This window comes from Dokdonella ginsengisoli (genome assembly GCF_042652785.1).
GTDB lineage: Bacteria > Pseudomonadota > Gammaproteobacteria > Xanthomonadales > Rhodanobacteraceae > Dokdonella_A > Dokdonella_A ginsengisoli.
Map to the genome: position 1 here is coordinate 370,221 of NZ_JBHSHD010000008.1, position 15,442 is coordinate 385,662.

A 15,442-nucleotide genomic window follows, 5' to 3' on the forward strand; every position below is an offset into this window, starting at 1 on the left:
ATTTTCGTTATACCTTGCAGCGCGAGATCAACCGGGTGCAGGCGCCTCCCATGCTGACCCCGGATCGCAACGCGATCGAGCGTTTCCTCGCCGCCTGCCATCGCCGACGCTATGCCAGCAAGACCGCGATCATCCGGCCTGGCGATTCGGCCAACATCCTCTACTACGTCATAGACGGTTCCCTGACCGTCTCGTCGGAGGACGAGGAAGGCCGCGAACTGATCCTCGCCTACCTCAATCGAGGCGAGTTCATCGGCGAGATGGGCCTGTTCGTCGAGACGCCGCGCCGCGAGGTCATGGTGCGCACCCGCACGCCGTGCGAACTGGCCGAGATCGGCTACGAGCGCATGTTCAGCCTGTTCGAAGGTCCGCTGCGCGACGAGTGTCCGAAGATCCTGTTCGCGATCGGTTCGCAGCTGACCAACCGTCTGCTGCACACCTCGCGCAAGGTCAGCCGGCTCGCCTTCATGGACGTGACCGGCCGCGTCGCCAAGACGCTGATCGACCTGACCGACGAGCCGGACGCGATGACGCATCCGAACGGCAAGCAGATCCGCATCTCGCGCCAGGAAATCAGCCGCATCGTCGGCTGCTCGCGCGAGATGGTCGGGCGCGTGCTCAAGCAGCTCGAGGAGCAGGGCATGATCAGCGTGTCCGGCAAGACCATCGTCGTGCTCGGCTCGCACTAGCCGGCACGCAAGGGCAGGAGCCCGCACGACCTCATCGACGTCATGCCCGCGAACGCGGGCATCCCTTGCAGCGGCGACCCGACCGCCCGTCCTGCGCCCGCCGAGACGGACACTCGCCGGATCCATGAGTTTTTCACGCGCCTGCCGATACGCAGACTATCGTTTGCGCGCGGCGCGACGCTCCGGCTCGTAGACCATGTAGACGTCCGCGCGACGGTAATGGCTGCCCGGCCGCGGCGCCGGCCGGTGCGCGAAGCCGGCGCTTTCGTACAGCGCGAGCGCCGGCTTGAGGCGCGAATTGGATTCCAGGAACAAGGTCGTGCCGCGCCGGCGCCGGTATTCGGCGAGCGCGGCATCGAGCAGCTTGCGCCCGGCGCCGTAGCCACGAAAACCGCTCTCCACCGCCATCTTCGACAGCTCGTAGACGCCGGGCGCCTCCTTCAGCAGCGCGCAGGTGCCGACGATCTCGCCGTCCAGCTCGGCGAACACGATCGCACCGCCCGGGTCGAGCACGTGCTGCTGCGGCCGCGCCAGCATCTCGCGATCCACCGCCTCGACCGCGAACCAGCGCTCCAGCCATTCGAGGTTGATGCGCTCGAAATGCGGCGCCCATTCGGGCCGGTACGGCAGCACGCGGATCTGCGCGGCCAACAGGCGGTCGCGCTGCACCAGGATCTCCGCCTCGACGCGGCCGCTGGCGAGGTCGGTCTCGAAGCCGGCCAGCGCGTCGAGCAGGCCGCCGGAAGCGCGCCGCCCCGCCGCCTGCGCGCCGCGCCGGATCGCGCACCAGACCGGGCCGAGACGGTCGAGCTCGGCTTCCGCCTTCGCACTGAGTTCGAGCATGCTGCGGCGCGCATCGGCACGATCGGTGCGCCGCGTTATCCAGCCCGCCGCGCGCAGCTTCGTCGCCAGCTGGCTGACCGCCGGATGCGTCTGCCCGATCGCCGCCGCGATCTCGGTCACGCCGGCCGGCCCCTTCACCTGCAGGTAGCGCAGCACCGGGAACCAGTGTGCGTCGAGATTCACGCCGCTGGCGCGATAGGTCGCGTTCGCGACCGCGTACAGGCTCTCGCTGATCGCCTTGAAGCGGCTGCCGAGCGCGAGTTCGTTCTGGCTGTGCAGGAAGTTCATAGGTAAGCACTTACGAAAATGCTTACGCTAACCTCGGCGGCGGCGCGACGCAAGCCGCCGCGCTACCACTGGACGACGGAAAGCCGGCGGCCGAGCCGCGCCGACACGCGCGCCAGCGTCGTGCGGTCCGGGTTGACCAGAACGGCTTCGCGCGCGGCGGCGAGGATCGGCAGGTCGTGGTGCGAATCACTGTACACGCGCTCCCACGGCGGCCGGATGCCGTGCACGGCGAGACGGTGCGCCTTGCGCAAATGGATGTTGTGCTGCGCCAGGCGCATGCCCAGCCGCCCCCGCACGAAGGTCGAGCCGAGCACTTCGACGCCGGCAAAGCCGAGTTCGTCGAGGATCGCGCGCGCCAGCGTCTGCTCGCAGCCGGTGACGACGAGCACGCGGTCGCCGGCGTGACGATGCGCATTCAGCGCGGAGCAGGCCGCGCGCACGACGTTGCGTGCATCACGCGCGAAGGTCCGGCCGAACGCCTGCGCCAGCACGCGGTAGCGGTCCTCGCCGATACCGGCGAAGGCCCAGCCGACCACCGCGCGCAGGACGCGGCGGCGGCCGCCGCGCGTCGCCGCCATCGCGAGCAGGAACGGCGCGGCCGGCAGCAGCGCGACGGCGCGCCACCAGGCGCGCACGTAGCGCTCGCGCACGAAGCGCGCGAACGAGTCGCCGCGCACGATCACGCCGTCGAAATCGAACAGCACGACGCGCGGCGGCGCGCCGGCGACGGTCGGATCGGTCATGCCCCGGGAGACGGCCTGCGGCGAACGCGCGCCGCGCTCAGCCTTCCTCGCGGAACAGGCGCGCGAGCTCCGCGCCGGGATCGGGCGCGCGCATGAACGCCTCGCCGACCAGGAACGCGTCGATGCCGGCGGCCTGCATCTTCTCCACGTCGGCGCGCGTGTGGATGCCGCTTTCGGTGACCAGCAGCCGGCCGGCGTCGACCCGGTCGCGCAGGGTCAGCGTGGTGTCGAGCGAGGTCTCGAACGTGCGCAGGTTGCGGTTGTTGACGCCGATCAGCGGCGCCGGAATGCCGAGCGCGCGCTCCAGCTCGATCTCGTCGTGCACTTCGACCAGCACGTCGAGGTCCAGCTCGGCCGCCAGCAGCGCCAGCTCGAGCAGGGCCGGATCGCCGAGCGCGGCGACGATCAGCAGGATGCAGTCCGCGCCGATCGCACGCGCCTCGTACACCTGGTACGGGTCGATGGTGAAGTCCTTGCGCAGCACCGGCAGGTCGCAGGCCGTGCGCGCCTGCTCGAGATAAGCCTCGCTGCCCTGGAAGAAATCCTTGTCGGTCAGTACCGACAGGCAGGCCGCGCCGGCGGCGGCATAGCTTCCGGCAATCGCGGCCGGATCGAAGTCCGCGCGGATCACGCCCTTGGAAGGACTGGCCTTCTTGATCTCGGCGATCACCGCCGGCTCGCCCTCGTCGATCTTCGCTTCCAGCGCGGCGACGAAGCCGCGCGTCGGCGCGAGATCGGCGACGCGAGCGGACAGCTCGTGCAGCGGCACGCGCGCTGCACGCTCGGCGATTTCCTCGACCTTGCGCGCGAGGATGCGTTTCAAGATGTCGCTCATTGCGTTCCACCTTCGCTTGCCCGCGCAAGCCGCTGCGTCACTTCGACGAATTCTTCCATTTTCGCGATCGCCGCGCCGCCGGCAATCGCCTCGCGCGCCAGGGCGATGCCCTCGCCGATCGATGCTGCCACATCGGCCGCGTACAGCGCCGCGCCGGAGTTCAACAAGACGATGTCGCGCGCAACGCCGGGCGTGTTGCCCAGCGCCTCGATCAGCAGCGCCTTCGACTCGGCGACGTCGGCCACGCGCAGATTGCGGCTCGAGGCCATCACCAGGCCGAAATCCTCCGGCTCGATCTCGTACTCGCGCACCTCGCCGTCGCGCAGCTCGCCGACCATCGTCGCCGCGCCGAGCGAAATCTCGTCCATGCCGTCGCGCCCCCACACGACCAGCGCGTGCCGCGCGCCGAGCCGCTGCAACGCGCGCACCTGGATGCCGACCAGATCGGGATGGAACACGCCCATCAGCACGTTCGGCGCGTCGGCGGGATTAGTCAACGGCCCGAGGATGTTGAAGATCGTGCGCACGCCCAGCTCGCGCCGCACCGGCGCGACCACCTTCATCGCCGGATGGTGGTTCGGCGCGAACATGAAGCCGATGCCGGTCTCCTCCAGGCAGCGCGCGACGTCGCCCGGCGCCAGCGAGATCGCCACGCCGAGCGCTTCCAGAACGTCGGCGCTGCCGGACTTGGACGACACGCTGCGGTTGCCGTGCTTGGCCACGCGCGCGCCGGCCGCGGCGACGACGAAGGTCGACGCGGTCGAGATGTTGAAGCTGTGCGCGCCGTCGCCGCCGGTGCCGACGATGTCCACCAGGTGCGTCTTCGCCGAAGCATCAGCGTCCGCCTCCGGCCACGGCACCTTCTCGGCCAGTTCGCGCATCACGCGCGCGGCGCCGGTGATCTCGCCGATGGTTTCCTTCTTCACGCGCAGGCCGGTCAGGATCGCCGCGGTCAGGGTCGGCGACACTTCGCCGCGCATGATCTGGCGCATCAGATCGACCATTTCGTCGTGGAAGATCTCGCGGTGTTCGATCGTGCGCTGCAGCGCTTCCTGCGGGGTGATGGGCATGGGTGGACTCGCAGCCGCGGCGCGTCTAGCGCGTGCGGTAGTGGATGAGATGGATGTCGGCGCGCCCCGGTCCGCCGGGGCGCTCGCCGGAGAACAGCAGGACGCCCGGGCGCGAGGGATCGGCCGCCGGGCCGAGGATCCAGCCGCCGTCGACGTTGACCCGCGCGTCCAGGCGCGTCGCGCGCACGTAGCGGTCGCCTTCGCGCACGGCCGACCAGAGCGCGATCGGCGCATGATCGACGTCGTCGGAGCGGGCGAACACCAGTACGCGGCCGCCGTCGAGCCAGGCCGCGTCGAAATCGTCGCCGGCGCCGTTGACCTCGCCGGCCACGGGCACGGCCGTCTGCCACGCGCCGTCCCGCCAGGCGCTGACGAACAGGTCGTGGCGGCTCGCGCCGCCGCGCCCGTTCGTCGCAAACAGCAGCGTGCGGCCGTCCGGCGACGGCGCCGGCGCCCATTCGTCGCCGGCCGAATTCACCGCCGCGCCGAGATTGACCGGCGTGCCGAAGGCCGCGCTGGCGGGGTCGAACGCGACCTGCCACAGGTCGTCGCCGCCGTAGCCGCCGGGCCGGTTCGAGAAGAAGTAGACCGTGCGCCCGTCGGGCGAGAACGCCGGATCGAATTCGTTCGACGGCGTGTCGAAGGCGGCCGCGACCGGCTCGCTCCAGCGTTCGCCGTCGCGGCGGCTCATCCAGATGTCCCAGCCGCCGGCGCCGCCGGGCCGATTGGTGCTGCCCCAGAGGATGGTGCGACCGTCCGGGCTCGGCGCGGGGCGGATTTCCGAATACGGCGACGACACCACGCCGGGCAGGAACAGCGCGGATTCGCCGACCAGCTCGAAGCCGGAATCGCGCGGCGGCGACGCCGCGCAGGCGGCGAGGACGGCGATCGGCGGCAGGAAAAGCATTCGGCGGTTCATGCGATGCCTCCTCCTGCGGCCGCGGCTCACGCCGCCTTCGGCAAGCCCTGTTCGAGGAAATTGCGCAGCATCGCGTGGCCGTGCTGGGTCAGGATCGATTCCGGGTGGAACTGCACGCCCTCGATCGGCAACGTCCGGTGCCGCAACCCCATGATCTCGTCGATCGAGCCGTCGGCCGCGAGTGTCCAGGCCGACACTTCCAGGCAGTCCGGCACGGACGACTTCTCGACCACCAGCGAGTGGTAGCGCGTCGCCTCGAACGGATTGGGCAGGCCGCGGAACACGCCGCGGCCGTCGTGATGAATCGGCGAAGTCTTGCCGTGCATGATCTCGCGCGCACGCACGACCTTGCCGCCGAACACCTGACCGATCGCCTGGTGCCCCAGGCACACGCCGAGCACCGGCACGCCGCCGCCGAGCCGTTCGATGACCTCCAGCGAGACGCCGGCTTCGTCCGGCGTGCCCGGCCCGGGCGAGATCACGATCGCCTGCGCACCGAGCCTGCGCACCGCCTCGAGCGTCATCGCGTCGTTGCGGATCACCTGCACGTCCTCACCCAGCTCGCCGAAGTACTGCACGAGGTTCCAGGTGAAGCTGTCGTAGTTGTCGATCATCAGGAGCACGAGCCAGGCTCTCCGCGTGAGGACGAATGGGCGACACCATCCACGTGCCTGCCCTGCGCGAGGCGGATGATACGGACTTGCGGGCATTTTCCAACGAACCGGCCGGCATGAGCCGGCGCGACGCGATCCGCCCGACGCGTCCGCGCCGGGCCGGCGCTCACGCCGCCGAGGCGGGCCCGGCGAAATCCGGATCCCGCCGGCGCGCGAAATAGCGCTCGAGTCCGCCCACCGATTCGCACATGCTGCGCGCGATCTCGCGCTCGCCCATGATCGCCGCGTCGGCGCCGCAGCCGAGCAGGTAGGCCACCTCGTCGTCGGAATGCGCGCGCGCGAGCACGGCGATCGACGGATTCTGCGCGCGCGCGTGGCGGATGATCTGGCCGGCCTCGAGCGTGTTGGGAATCGCGATCAGCAGCGCGGTCGCGGTCGCCGCGTTGACCGCAACCAGCGTCTCCTCGGCTGCCGCGTTGCCGGGGACGCCGGCGATGCCGAGCGCGCGCGCCTGCTCGAGGTGGTCGCGATTGGTCTCGATCAGGGCCAGCGTATGACCGCTCGCCTGCAGGTCGCGGCCGACGAGGGCGCCGACGCGGCCGAAGCCGACCAGCACGATGTGTCCGGCCTCCGGCACCGGCGGCCCGATCGGCTCGTCCGGCTCCGGCGCGTTCGCCGCGGCCTCCGCTTCGCGCTTGGCCTGCCAGCGGTCGAGCGCGACGAACAGCAGCGGGTTGGCGCAGATCGACAGGATCGAGCCGGCCAGGATCAGGTCGCGGCCGTCCTTCGGCAGCAGGCCGAGGTCGACGCCGAGCCCGGCGAGGATGAAGGAGAACTCGCCGATCTGCGCGAGGCTGACCGCGATCGTCACGCCGACTTCGAGCGGACGGCCGAATGCGCGCACGATGACGAGCGCGGCGAGCGACTTGCCGACCGTGATAATCAGGAACACGCCGAGCACCGGCAGCGGTTCGCGCAGCAGGATCGCCGGATCGAACAGCATGCCGACCGAGACGAAGAACAGCACCGCGAACGCGTCGCGGAACGGCAGCGAATCGTTCGCCGCCTGATGGCTGAGCTTGGATTCGTTCAGCACCATGCCGGCGAAGAACGCGCCGAGCGCGAACGAGACGCCGAACAGCACGGCCGAGGCGTAGGCGACGCCGAGCGCGATCGCCAGCACGGCCAGCGTGAACAGTTCCCGCGAGCCGACGCCGGCGGTGCGTTCGAGCAGCCACGGAATCACGCGCCGGCCGACGATCAGCATGATCGCGACGAACGCGGTGACCTTGCCGAGCGTGAGGCCGAGCGTCGCGAACAGATTGCCGCCGCCGCCCTCGACGCGGCCGCCGAGCAGGCCCGACAGCGCCGGCAGCAGCACCAGGGCCAGCACCATCGCCAGATCCTCGACGATCAGCCAGCCGACCGCGATGCGGCCGCGGCTGGTTTCCAGCAGGCGCCGTTCCTCCAGCGCGCGCAGCAGCACGACGGTGCTGGCGACCGACAGCGCCAGCCCGAACACCAGGCCCGCGCCGAACGACCAGTCCAGCCCCCAGGCGAGCAGCAGGCCGAGCCCGGTCGCGAACGCGATCTGCGCGATCGCGCCGGGAATCGCGATCGCCTTCACCTCGAGCAGGTCGCCGAGCGAGAAATGCAGACCGACGCCGAACATCAGCAAGATCACGCCGAGCTCGGACAGCTCCGGTGCGATCGCCTGGTCGGCGACGATGCCGGGCGTGAACGGCCCGATCACCACGCCCGCGAGCAGATAGCCGACGATCGGCGACAGGCGCAGGCGCTGCGCCAGCATGCCGGCGACGAAGGCGAGCACGAACGCGGAGACGAGCGTCGCGATGAGCGGAGTGTGGTGAGGCACGCGGGTTCCTGCGACCAAGACGACCATCGCAGTGCGATGGACCCGATGTTTAACACATCGAAGCGACAGGAAAAACCCGCGCCGCGGAGGGAGCGCGGCGCGTGGCGCTCTCAGCGCACGCGGCGGAACCAGAGCGAGCGCAGCGGCAGCGCGACGCAGAGCACGCCGAGGAAGGCGCCGTAGGCGAGCAGCGTCGCCACCACCTGCTTCCACAGCGTGCCGCCGCTCGCCGCGCTGGCGTGGAAGCCGTGGCGCATCGCCAGGATGCTCAGTGCCGCGGCGACGGCGAGCACGGCCAGATCCGCCAGCCAGCGCAGCGCACCGCGCGGCGTGCGCGGATAGGCACAGTACAGCGCGCCGACGATGGCGAACGTCGGCAGGAACAGGATGAAGGAAAGGCCGGTCTCGAAGAACGCGTTCATGGGGATCGTCCGAAATGGAAGTCGCCTCGATGCAACGGAGCGGGCTCGTCGTTCGCTGCTCCCGAAGGAGAAGGGAAAGCCGGTTGTCGCGCCCTCGCCTCTCCCGCTCGCGGGAGAGGCACGAAACGCGCAGCGTTTCGGGTGAGGGAGGCATCGAGACGACGTCCCACACCTCCCTCATCCGGCGCTTCGCGCCACCTTCTCCCGAGGGGAGAAGGGAAAGCCGCTGCCGCACGTTCGCTTCTCCCGAAGGAGAAGAGATCACACTTTCGCCTCTCCCGCTCGCGGGAGAGGCACGAAATGCGCAGCGTTTCGGGTGAGGGAGGCATCGAGACGACGTCCCACACCTCCCTCATCCGGCGCTTCGCGCCACCTTCTCCCGAGGGGAGAAGGGAAAGCCGCTGCCGCACGCTCGCTTCTCCCGAGGGAGAAGAGATCACACTTTCGCCTCTCCCGCTCGCGGGAGAGGCACGAAACGCGCAGCGTTTCGGGTGAGGGAAGCATCGAGACGGCATCCCACACCTCCCTCATCCGGCGCTTCGCACCACCTTCTCCCGAGGGAGAAGGGAAAGAATCCCTTCAGTCGATGACGATGCCGTGCATCGCGTCGACGTCCTCGGCGGTCAGGCGCGAGTCGCGACCGCCCCAGCTGCGGCGGATGTGATTGACGACCGCGGCGATCTCGCCCGAATCGAGCTGCTGCACGAACGGCGGCATCGAATGCGGCTGCGGATTGCCGGCGGTGGTCACCGGCATGCCGCCGTAGAGCACCATGCGCACCGCATTGATCGGATCGGGCGCGGTGACCGCAACGGCATCGCGCAACGCGGGATAGGCCCCCGGCTCGCCCTCGCCGTTCTTGCCGTGGCAGTCGGCGCAGGCGCGCGCATAGACGTCCGCGCCCTTGCCCTCGGCGGCGGCCTGGGCAACGGGAACCTCGGCGCGCGCGAGGCGCGGTGCGCTGCGCTTGAGATGGCGCGCCATCGCCAGCGCGTCGTCCGGCGTCAGCCAGCGCAGGCTCGAATACACCACTTCCGCCATCGGGCCGTAGGCGCTGCCGTGCTCGGAGCTGCCGTTGCGCAGGTAGTCGGCGAGCTGTTCGTCCGAGTAGCGCTGCAGCTGGACGGAGTCCAGCGGCGGTGCGTACCAGCCGATGCCGGGAATGCTGCCGCCGGCCATGTAGCCTTCCGGCGGCAGCGAACCGCGCTCGCCGCGCGTGCTGTGGCACATCGCACAGTGGCCGAGGCCGTCGACGAGGTAGCGGCCGCGGTCGTCGGGCTTTGCGGCGGCTTCGTCGGGGCGGAAGTACAGCATGCGCCAGCCGATCAGGGCCAGGCGCGAATCTGCCGGCGGTTCCATCCGGTTCGGCGGCGGCACGAAGTCGCTGGCCGGCTGCGCGCGCAGCCAGGCGTAGAGGGCGTCGAGGTCCTGGTCGGCGACGTTGGCGAAATGCGCGTACGGAAACACCGGGTAGAGCACGCCGCGGCGCGAGACGCCGTGGCGCATCACGTGGGCGAACTCCTCGGCGGACCAGTCGCCGATGCCGTGCTGCGGATCGGGCGTCAGGTTGGTGCTGTAGATCGTGCCGATGCCGGTCGCGAACGCACGGCCGCCGGCCAGCGGCGCGCCGCCGCGCACGGTGTGACAGGCCGTGCAGTTGCCCAGGCGGGCGAGGTATTCGCCGCGCGCCAGGGTCGCCGCATCGGAAGGAACGGTGCGACCGGCGCCGTGCGGCACGCGATACGGCTCGAAGCCGCCCTGGCGTGCGAACAGCACGCCGAGGATCGCCGCGGCGGCGAGCACAAACGGCAGCAGCACGAGCGCGACGACGGCGAGGACGCGGCGCAGCCTCATCGCGCGTCCTCCGCCTTCAGCGCGCCGCATGAGGCCGGCGGCTGGAAGCTGCCCGCGGGCGCCGGGCGCGCGCCTTCCACGTTCGGCTGCTGCGACAGATAGACCGCGATCGCGCGGATGTCTTCCGGAGCGATCGCGCGCGCGACCTCGCGCATGCAGTCGGGTTCCGCCGCGCGGCGCACGCCGTCACGCCAGTGGCCGAACTGCGCGACGATGTAGTCCACCGGCAGGCCGACCGTGGCCGGGATGCCCGGTTCGAGCCCGGTCAGCTGCGCGCCGTGGCAGGCGCTGCACGCCGGCACGTTGCGCGCGGGATCGCCCTCGCGCACGAGACGCTCGGCGCGCGCGCGGCGTTCCGGCGTGAGCTGCTCCGCGCCGGTGTCGGCGGCATGCGAGCGCGGCGGCATCTGCGCGTAGTAGGCGGCGATCTCGCGCAGCCAGGCGTCGTCGGCAAACTGCACCAGCCAGCTCATCTGCGCGTTGACGCGGCGGCCGTCGCGGAAGCCCTTCAGCTGCTCGAACAGATAGCCGGCCGGCTTGCCGGCGAGGTGCGGATAGTATTCGGCGCCCTGCACGCCTTCGCCGTTCTTGCCGTGGCAGGCCGCGCACGCGGCCAGGCGTTCGCCGACGCCGTCGGCGGCCGACGCGACGGTCGCGCAGACGAGCAGGACGAGGGCCAGCAGTCGTTGCATGCGTTTTCCGAAGGACACCCGGTGAAGATCAGGGAGCGATGCCGTGCGGCTGGATCCAGCCCATTGCGATGCCGAAGATCACGAGCAGGATCAGGCCGACCGACAGTCCGATGCGCCAGGTCAGCGCATTGACGGTGCGTCCGGTCGAGCCGCTGTCGACCATCATGTAGTACAGGCCCGCTCCGAGGTTGTAGAGAATCGCCGCGAGCGAGACGACGATCAGGATCTTGCCGGCCATCATTGGCGTGCACCCGTTTTGTTGGACGATGCCAAAGATAGGGCCGCATCGGCCCGGCGGACCGATCAGTTGGCGCCGAAACGACCAGATCAGGCCGCGCGAATTGTCGCACTCAGCCGCTCGCCAGCCGCCCCAGCGCCGCCACGGCGGCCTCCATCGCCTCGTCCCAGGGGTGGCCGTAGTTCAGGCGCAGGCCGCGCTCGAAGCGCGCGCGCGAGGAGAAGATCGGCCCCGGCGCGACACTGATCGCCTGCGCCGCGGCGCGCCGGTGCAGATCCATCGCCTCGACGCCCGGCGGCAGCTCCAGCCACAGGAAGTAGCCGCCGTCCGGGCGCGTGGCCCGCGTCGCCGGCGGGAAGTGGCGCGCGATCGCGGCGAGCATGGCGTCCTGCTGCGCGGCCAGGCTCTGCCGCAGCTTGCGCAGGTGGCGGTCGTAGCCGCCCTGCTGCAGGTAGGCCGCGATGGCCGCCTCGGCAGGGGTCGAGGCGGTCAGCGTGGTCGACAGCTTCAGCCGCGCCACGGTCTGCAGGTGGCGCCCCGGCGCGACCCAGCCGATGCGGTAGCCCGGCGCCAGGCACTTGGAGAACGAGGAGCAGTGCATGACCAGCCCGTCGCGATCGTAGGCCTTCGCCGGCGCCGGCCGGCGCGCGCCGAAATAGAGCTCGCCGTAGACGTCGTCCTCGATCAGCGGGGTGCCGTGGCGCGCCAGCAGGGCGACCAGCTCGCGCTTCTTCGCCTCTGGCATCAGGCTGCCGAGCGGATTCTGGAAATTGGTCATCAGCCAGCACGCCGACGGCCGCTGCCGCTCGAGCACCTCGGCCAGCGCGGCCAGCTCGATGCCCTCGCGCGGATGCGTGGCCACCTCGATCGCGCGCAGGCCACGCTGCTCCAGCGCCTGCAGCGCGGCGTAGAACGTCGGCGATTCCACCACCACCGAATCGCCCGGCCGCGTCACCGCCGCCAGGCACAGGTGCAACGCCTCCATCGCGCCGTTGGTCACCACCAAGTCGTCGGCGTCGACGTGCAGGCCGTCGATCAGGTAGCGCAGCGCGATCTGCCGCCGCAGCGCCGCGCTGCCCTGGTGCAGGTGATCGACGCTGGCGCGCGGATCGAGCTTCTGCACGGTCGCCGCCATCGTCTTGGCCAGCCGCGCCAGCGGAAACAGCAGCGGACTGGGGAACGCCGAGCCAAGCGGCACCACGTCGCGCCGCATCGTCGCCTTGAGGATCGCGAACACGCGCTCGCCGACGTCGACGGCGATCGAATCGGTATCCGGCTCGGAGGTGTCCTCCGGCTCGGCCAGCGCCGCCGCGGCGGCGACGTAGTAGCCCGACCTCGCCTGCGCGCGCACCAGCCCGCGCGCCTCGAGACGGTAGTAGGCCTGGAACACCGTCGAGGCGTTGACCTGCCAGCTCGCCGCCGCCTGCCGCACCGACGGCAACCGGTCGCCGGGCCGCAGCGTGCCGGCGCGGATCGAGGCGGCGATCTCGTCGGCGAGGGCTTCGTAGCGTTTCGGAGGGCGGGTCGGTGCGCGCAAGGCAAAAGCGTGACGCAGTTGGACGGCGCGGATCAAGCCCGCCCGCCGCAGACGCCGGCTAGGTTTGCGCGCCGCCGACCCAGCCGAAGCTGGCCGGCAGCCGGGCGTGGAACAGCTGCACGCGCTCCTTTTCCAGCAAGGCCAGGAACTCGTCGGCCTGCTGCTCGCTGAGCACGAACTCGACCAGCACCGGCTCCTCGGCCAGCTCGAAGAAGTGCGCCTCGTGCATGCGGCCGTGGCGCCCGTAGCCGGCCATCGCGCGGAACGCGGAGCCGCCGGGAATACCCATCTCCTTCGCCTGCCCGAGCAGCCAGTCGTACGCCGGCTGGTGATGGATGCGACGACTTTCGACGGTATAGAAACGCAAATGAACGCCGTTCACGGCAACCTCCCGGTTCAGTGGCTGGATTGGAGGATCAGACGCGTCACGCCGATGCCGCAGAGCGTGGCCAGCAGGGAGCCGCCCACGTGCGCGCCGACGAGGGCGCACGACCAGGCCAGTTCCTTGCGCAGCAGCAGGGTGACGGTTTCGGCGGAGAAGGTGGAGAACGTCGTCAGCCCGCCGAGGAAGCCGGTCGTGGCGGCGAGGCGGACCGCCGGAGGCAAGGTCTCCGCCGCCGCGAAGACGCCCATCGCCACGCCCATGAGGAAACCGCCGACGACGTTGGCGGCCAGCGTGCCGAGCGGCACGGTGGGAAAGACGGGATTGAGCGCGAGGCTGAGGACCCAGCGCAGCAGGGCGCCCACGCCGGCGCCGATGAAGATGACCAGGGCTGACACACCATTCACGTTCCTGCACTCCTGAAGTTCGGGGAGCGCGGGAAGGAAGCGTCGCGGGAGAAACACGGCGATACCTGCACGCGCCCGTTCCGGGCCGGCAGGCATCATCAGCCGTCAGGCGGTTCGCCCGCACGAAGCGGGCCGGAGGTATGCCATCTCCTTGGGCGGGGAGTCTAGCAGCCGATCGTCCGGTCGCAAGGTGGCGCACCTGGCGCCGGACAGGCTCTCCGCTGAAGCTTCAAGAAATTCTCTCGCACAGATGCAGAGGACGCAGAGAAAGCTGAAAAGAAAGAAACCGCTTGGACGCATTCCGCTTTTCTCTGCGCCCTCTGCGTCTTCGCGAGAAAACCGCTTTTTTCTCACGAGCTTGGCCGACCGCGCCCCGCGTGCCGGCGCCGACGTGCGCGCCGCTCACAGTCCGCCTGCGGCCTGCGCCACCGCGCGGAACAGCGCCCTGCCCTTGTTCATCGTCTCCTCCCATTCCTTGGTCGGGTCGGAGTCGAACACCACGCCGCCGCCGGCCTGCACGTAGAGGCGGCCGTCCTGGATCACCGCGGTGCGGATCGCGATGGCGGTGTCGGCGTCGCCGTTCCAGCCGACGTAGCCGATCGCGCCGGCGTAGATGTTGCGCTTGTGCGGCTCGAGTTCCTGGATGATCTCGATGGCGCGGATCTTCGGCGCGCCGCTGACGGTGCCGGCCGGGAAGGTCGCCTTCAGCACGTCCATGTACGACAGCCCCTCGCGCAGCTCGCCCTCAACCTGGCTGACGATGTGCATCACGTGCGAATAGCGCTCGATGACGAAGCTCTCGGTCAGCGCGACCGTGCCGGTCTTGCTGACGCGGCCGACGTCGTTGCGGCCGAGGTCGATCAGCATCAGATGCTCGGCGCGCTCCTTCGCGTCGGCGAGCAGCTCGCGCTCGAGCGCGAGGTCTTCCTCCGGCGTCGCGCCGCGCGGGCGCGTGCCGGCGATCGGCCGCACGACGACCTTGCCCTGCTTCAGCCGCACCAGGATCTCCGGCGAGGAACCGACGATCTGCGTGCCGCCCAGGTCGAGGAAATACATGTACGGCGACGGATTGAGCGCGCGCAGTGCGCGGTAGACGTCGACCGGCCGCGCGCGGAACGGCACCGACAGCCGCTGCGACGGCACCACCTGGAAGATGTCGCCGGCGCGGATGTATTCCTTGGCCTTCTCGACCATCGCCTCGTACTGCTCGCGCGTGAAGCTGGATTCGAAATCGCCTTCGGCCAGCGCCTTCGGGTCGAGCACGTCGGGATAGCCGGAGCCGGAATGGCGCAGGCGGAACGCCAGTTCGTCCAGGCGCCGGCGCGCGCGCGCGTAGGCCTGCGGCTGCGACGGATCGGCGTGCACGATCAGGTACAGCCGGCCCTTGAGGTTGTCGAATACGGCGACTTCCTCGCTGAGCATCAGCAGCGCGTCCGGCGTGCCGAGCAGGTCGGGCTTGTCCGCGCGCGCGAGGCGCGGCTCGATCCAGCCGATCGTCTCGAAGCCGAAGTGCCCGACCAGGCCGCCGGTGAACGCCGGCAGGCCGTCGAGCTGGGCGACCTTGAACGTGGCGCGGATCGCTTCGATCTCGGCCAGCGGATCGGCGACCTCGCGCGTCTGTACGACTTCGCCGAGGTCCTCGACCGTCAGCGTGCGTCCGCGCAGCGCGTACACGCGCCGGCACGGCAGGCCGATGATCGAATGCCGGCCCCAGTTCTCGCCGCCCTCGACCGACTCGAACAGGTAGGCGTACGGCCCGTCGGCGAGCTTGAGGTACACCGACAGCGGCGTGTCGAGGTCGGACAGCACCTCGCGTGCGACCGGGATGCGGTTGTAGCCCTGCCGCGCGAGGGCGTCGAAGTCGTGCTGGCTGATCACGTCGGGATGCCGGAAGAAAAAGACGGGCGGCGACGATAGCAGGGAGGAACGGTCGCGCGCTCGATGCTGGGATCGCGCCTGCTGTTCCCCCTCTCCCGCTCGCGGGAGAGGGCCGGGGTGAGGGCAATCAGAGGTAGGCATCGCACAGTCGAGCA

16 protein-coding genes and 1 riboswitch are annotated in these 15,442 nt (G+C 70.3%); of the genes, 1 reads left to right on the forward strand and 15 read right to left on the reverse strand.

Annotated features, from left to right (window positions below; genetic code table 11):
- Positions 1-50: 50 nt before the first annotated feature.
- Complete coding sequence (gene crp / locus ACFO6Q_RS11930) at positions 51-689, forward strand: cAMP-activated global transcriptional regulator CRP (RefSeq protein ID WP_380021285.1); 639 nt, start codon at positions 51-53, stop codon at positions 687-689.
- 156 nt (positions 690-845) lie between these two features.
- Here crp and ACFO6Q_RS11935 read toward each other — a convergent pair whose 3' ends face one another.
- From ACFO6Q_RS11935 to trpE, 15 genes are all read right to left on the reverse strand, one after another.
- Complete coding sequence (locus tag ACFO6Q_RS11935) at positions 846-1,820, reverse strand: GNAT family N-acetyltransferase (RefSeq protein WP_380021287.1); 975 nt, start codon at positions 1,818-1,820, stop codon at positions 846-848.
- 62 nt (positions 1,821-1,882) lie between these two features.
- Positions 1,883-2,563: an HAD family hydrolase gene (locus ACFO6Q_RS11940; RefSeq protein ID WP_380021289.1), complete on the reverse strand. Its 681-nt coding sequence runs from the start codon at positions 2,561-2,563 to the stop codon at positions 1,883-1,885.
- Positions 2,564-2,600: 37 nt separating this feature from the next.
- Complete coding sequence (gene trpC / locus ACFO6Q_RS11945) at positions 2,601-3,398, reverse strand: indole-3-glycerol phosphate synthase TrpC (RefSeq protein WP_380021291.1); 798 nt, start codon at positions 3,396-3,398, stop codon at positions 2,601-2,603.
- Positions 3,395-4,468, reverse strand: a complete 1,074-nt coding sequence (gene trpD / locus ACFO6Q_RS11950) for an anthranilate phosphoribosyltransferase (protein WP_380021293.1) — start codon at positions 4,466-4,468, stop codon at positions 3,395-3,397. Before trpD ends, trpC begins: the two co-directional genes overlap by 4 nt.
- Positions 4,469-4,493: 25 nt before the next feature.
- Entirely contained in the window at positions 4,494-5,387 is an 894-nt protein-coding gene (locus tag ACFO6Q_RS11955; RefSeq protein WP_380021295.1) for a TolB family protein, read from the reverse strand.
- Positions 5,388-5,413: 26 nt separating this feature from the next.
- Entirely contained in the window at positions 5,414-6,010 is a 597-nt protein-coding gene (locus ACFO6Q_RS11960; RefSeq protein ID WP_380021297.1) for an anthranilate synthase component II, read from the reverse strand.
- Positions 6,011-6,167: 157 nt separating this feature from the next.
- Positions 6,168-7,877, reverse strand: coding sequence for a YbaL family putative K(+) efflux transporter (ybaL, locus tag ACFO6Q_RS11965; protein WP_380021299.1), 1,710 nt, complete (start codon positions 7,875-7,877; stop codon positions 6,168-6,170).
- A 110-nt stretch (positions 7,878-7,987) separates the two neighbouring features.
- Positions 7,988-8,299, reverse strand: coding sequence for a hypothetical protein (locus tag ACFO6Q_RS11970; protein WP_380021301.1), 312 nt, complete (start codon positions 8,297-8,299; stop codon positions 7,988-7,990).
- Positions 8,300-8,878: 579 nt separating this feature from the next.
- Positions 8,879-10,153: a c-type cytochrome gene (locus ACFO6Q_RS11975; RefSeq protein ID WP_380021303.1), complete on the reverse strand. Its 1,275-nt coding sequence runs from the start codon at positions 10,151-10,153 to the stop codon at positions 8,879-8,881.
- On the reverse strand, positions 10,150-10,845 hold the full coding sequence (locus ACFO6Q_RS11980) for a c-type cytochrome (protein WP_380021305.1): 696 nt from the start codon (positions 10,843-10,845) through the stop codon (positions 10,150-10,152). Before ACFO6Q_RS11980 ends, ACFO6Q_RS11975 begins: the two co-directional genes overlap by 4 nt.
- A gap of 28 nt (positions 10,846-10,873) precedes the next feature.
- On the reverse strand, positions 10,874-11,086 hold the full coding sequence (locus ACFO6Q_RS11985; RefSeq protein ID WP_380021307.1) for a twin transmembrane helix small protein: 213 nt from the start codon (positions 11,084-11,086) through the stop codon (positions 10,874-10,876).
- Positions 11,087-11,195: 109 nt separating this feature from the next.
- Positions 11,196-12,620 (reverse strand): aminotransferase-like domain-containing protein, encoded by a 1,425-nt coding sequence (locus ACFO6Q_RS11990; protein WP_380021309.1) that lies wholly within the window; start codon positions 12,618-12,620, stop codon positions 11,196-11,198.
- Positions 12,621-12,678: 58 nt separating this feature from the next.
- Entirely contained in the window at positions 12,679-13,002 is a 324-nt protein-coding gene (locus ACFO6Q_RS11995) for a DUF190 domain-containing protein (RefSeq protein ID WP_380021311.1), read from the reverse strand.
- Between the two features lie 14 nt (positions 13,003-13,016).
- Entirely contained in the window at positions 13,017-13,409 is a 393-nt protein-coding gene (gene crcB, locus ACFO6Q_RS12000) for a fluoride efflux transporter CrcB (RefSeq protein ID WP_380021313.1), read from the reverse strand.
- Between the two features lie 82 nt (positions 13,410-13,491).
- Positions 13,492-13,569: riboswitch (Fluoride riboswitch) on the reverse strand.
- Between the two features lie 242 nt (positions 13,570-13,811).
- Positions 13,812-15,287: an anthranilate synthase component I gene (gene trpE / locus ACFO6Q_RS12005; RefSeq protein WP_380021315.1), complete on the reverse strand. Its 1,476-nt coding sequence runs from the start codon at positions 15,285-15,287 to the stop codon at positions 13,812-13,814.
- Positions 15,288-15,442 lie beyond the last annotated feature (155 nt).

What these genes read in the sequence shown, in the direction of transcription:
- ACFO6Q_RS11940 (WP_380021289.1), bottom strand. Translation starts at nt 2,563, where the DNA reads ATGACCGATCCGACCGTCGCCGGCGCGCCGCCGCGCGTCGTGCTGTTC.
- ACFO6Q_RS11975 (WP_380021303.1), bottom strand. Translation starts at nt 10,153, where the DNA reads ATGAGGCTGCGCCGCGTCCTCGCCGTCGTCGCGCTCGTGCTGCTGCCG.
- crp (WP_380021285.1), top strand. Translation starts at nt 51, where the DNA reads ATGCTGACCCCGGATCGCAACGCGATCGAGCGTTTCCTCGCCGCCTGC.
- trpD (WP_380021293.1), bottom strand. Translation starts at nt 4,468, where the DNA reads ATGCCCATCACCCCGCAGGAAGCGCTGCAGCGCACGATCGAACACCGC.
- ACFO6Q_RS11970 (WP_380021301.1), bottom strand. Translation starts at nt 8,299, where the DNA reads ATGAACGCGTTCTTCGAGACCGGCCTTTCCTTCATCCTGTTCCTGCCG.
- ACFO6Q_RS11955 (WP_380021295.1), bottom strand. Translation starts at nt 5,387, where the DNA reads ATGAACCGCCGAATGCTTTTCCTGCCGCCGATCGCCGTCCTCGCCGCC.
- ACFO6Q_RS11985 (WP_380021307.1), bottom strand. Translation starts at nt 11,086, where the DNA reads ATGATGGCCGGCAAGATCCTGATCGTCGTCTCGCTCGCGGCGATTCTC.
- ACFO6Q_RS11980 (WP_380021305.1), bottom strand. Translation starts at nt 10,845, where the DNA reads ATGCAACGACTGCTGGCCCTCGTCCTGCTCGTCTGCGCGACCGTCGCG.
- ACFO6Q_RS11935 (WP_380021287.1), bottom strand. Translation starts at nt 1,820, where the DNA reads ATGAACTTCCTGCACAGCCAGAACGAACTCGCGCTCGGCAGCCGCTTC.
- trpC (WP_380021291.1), bottom strand. Translation starts at nt 3,398, where the DNA reads ATGAGCGACATCTTGAAACGCATCCTCGCGCGCAAGGTCGAGGAAATC.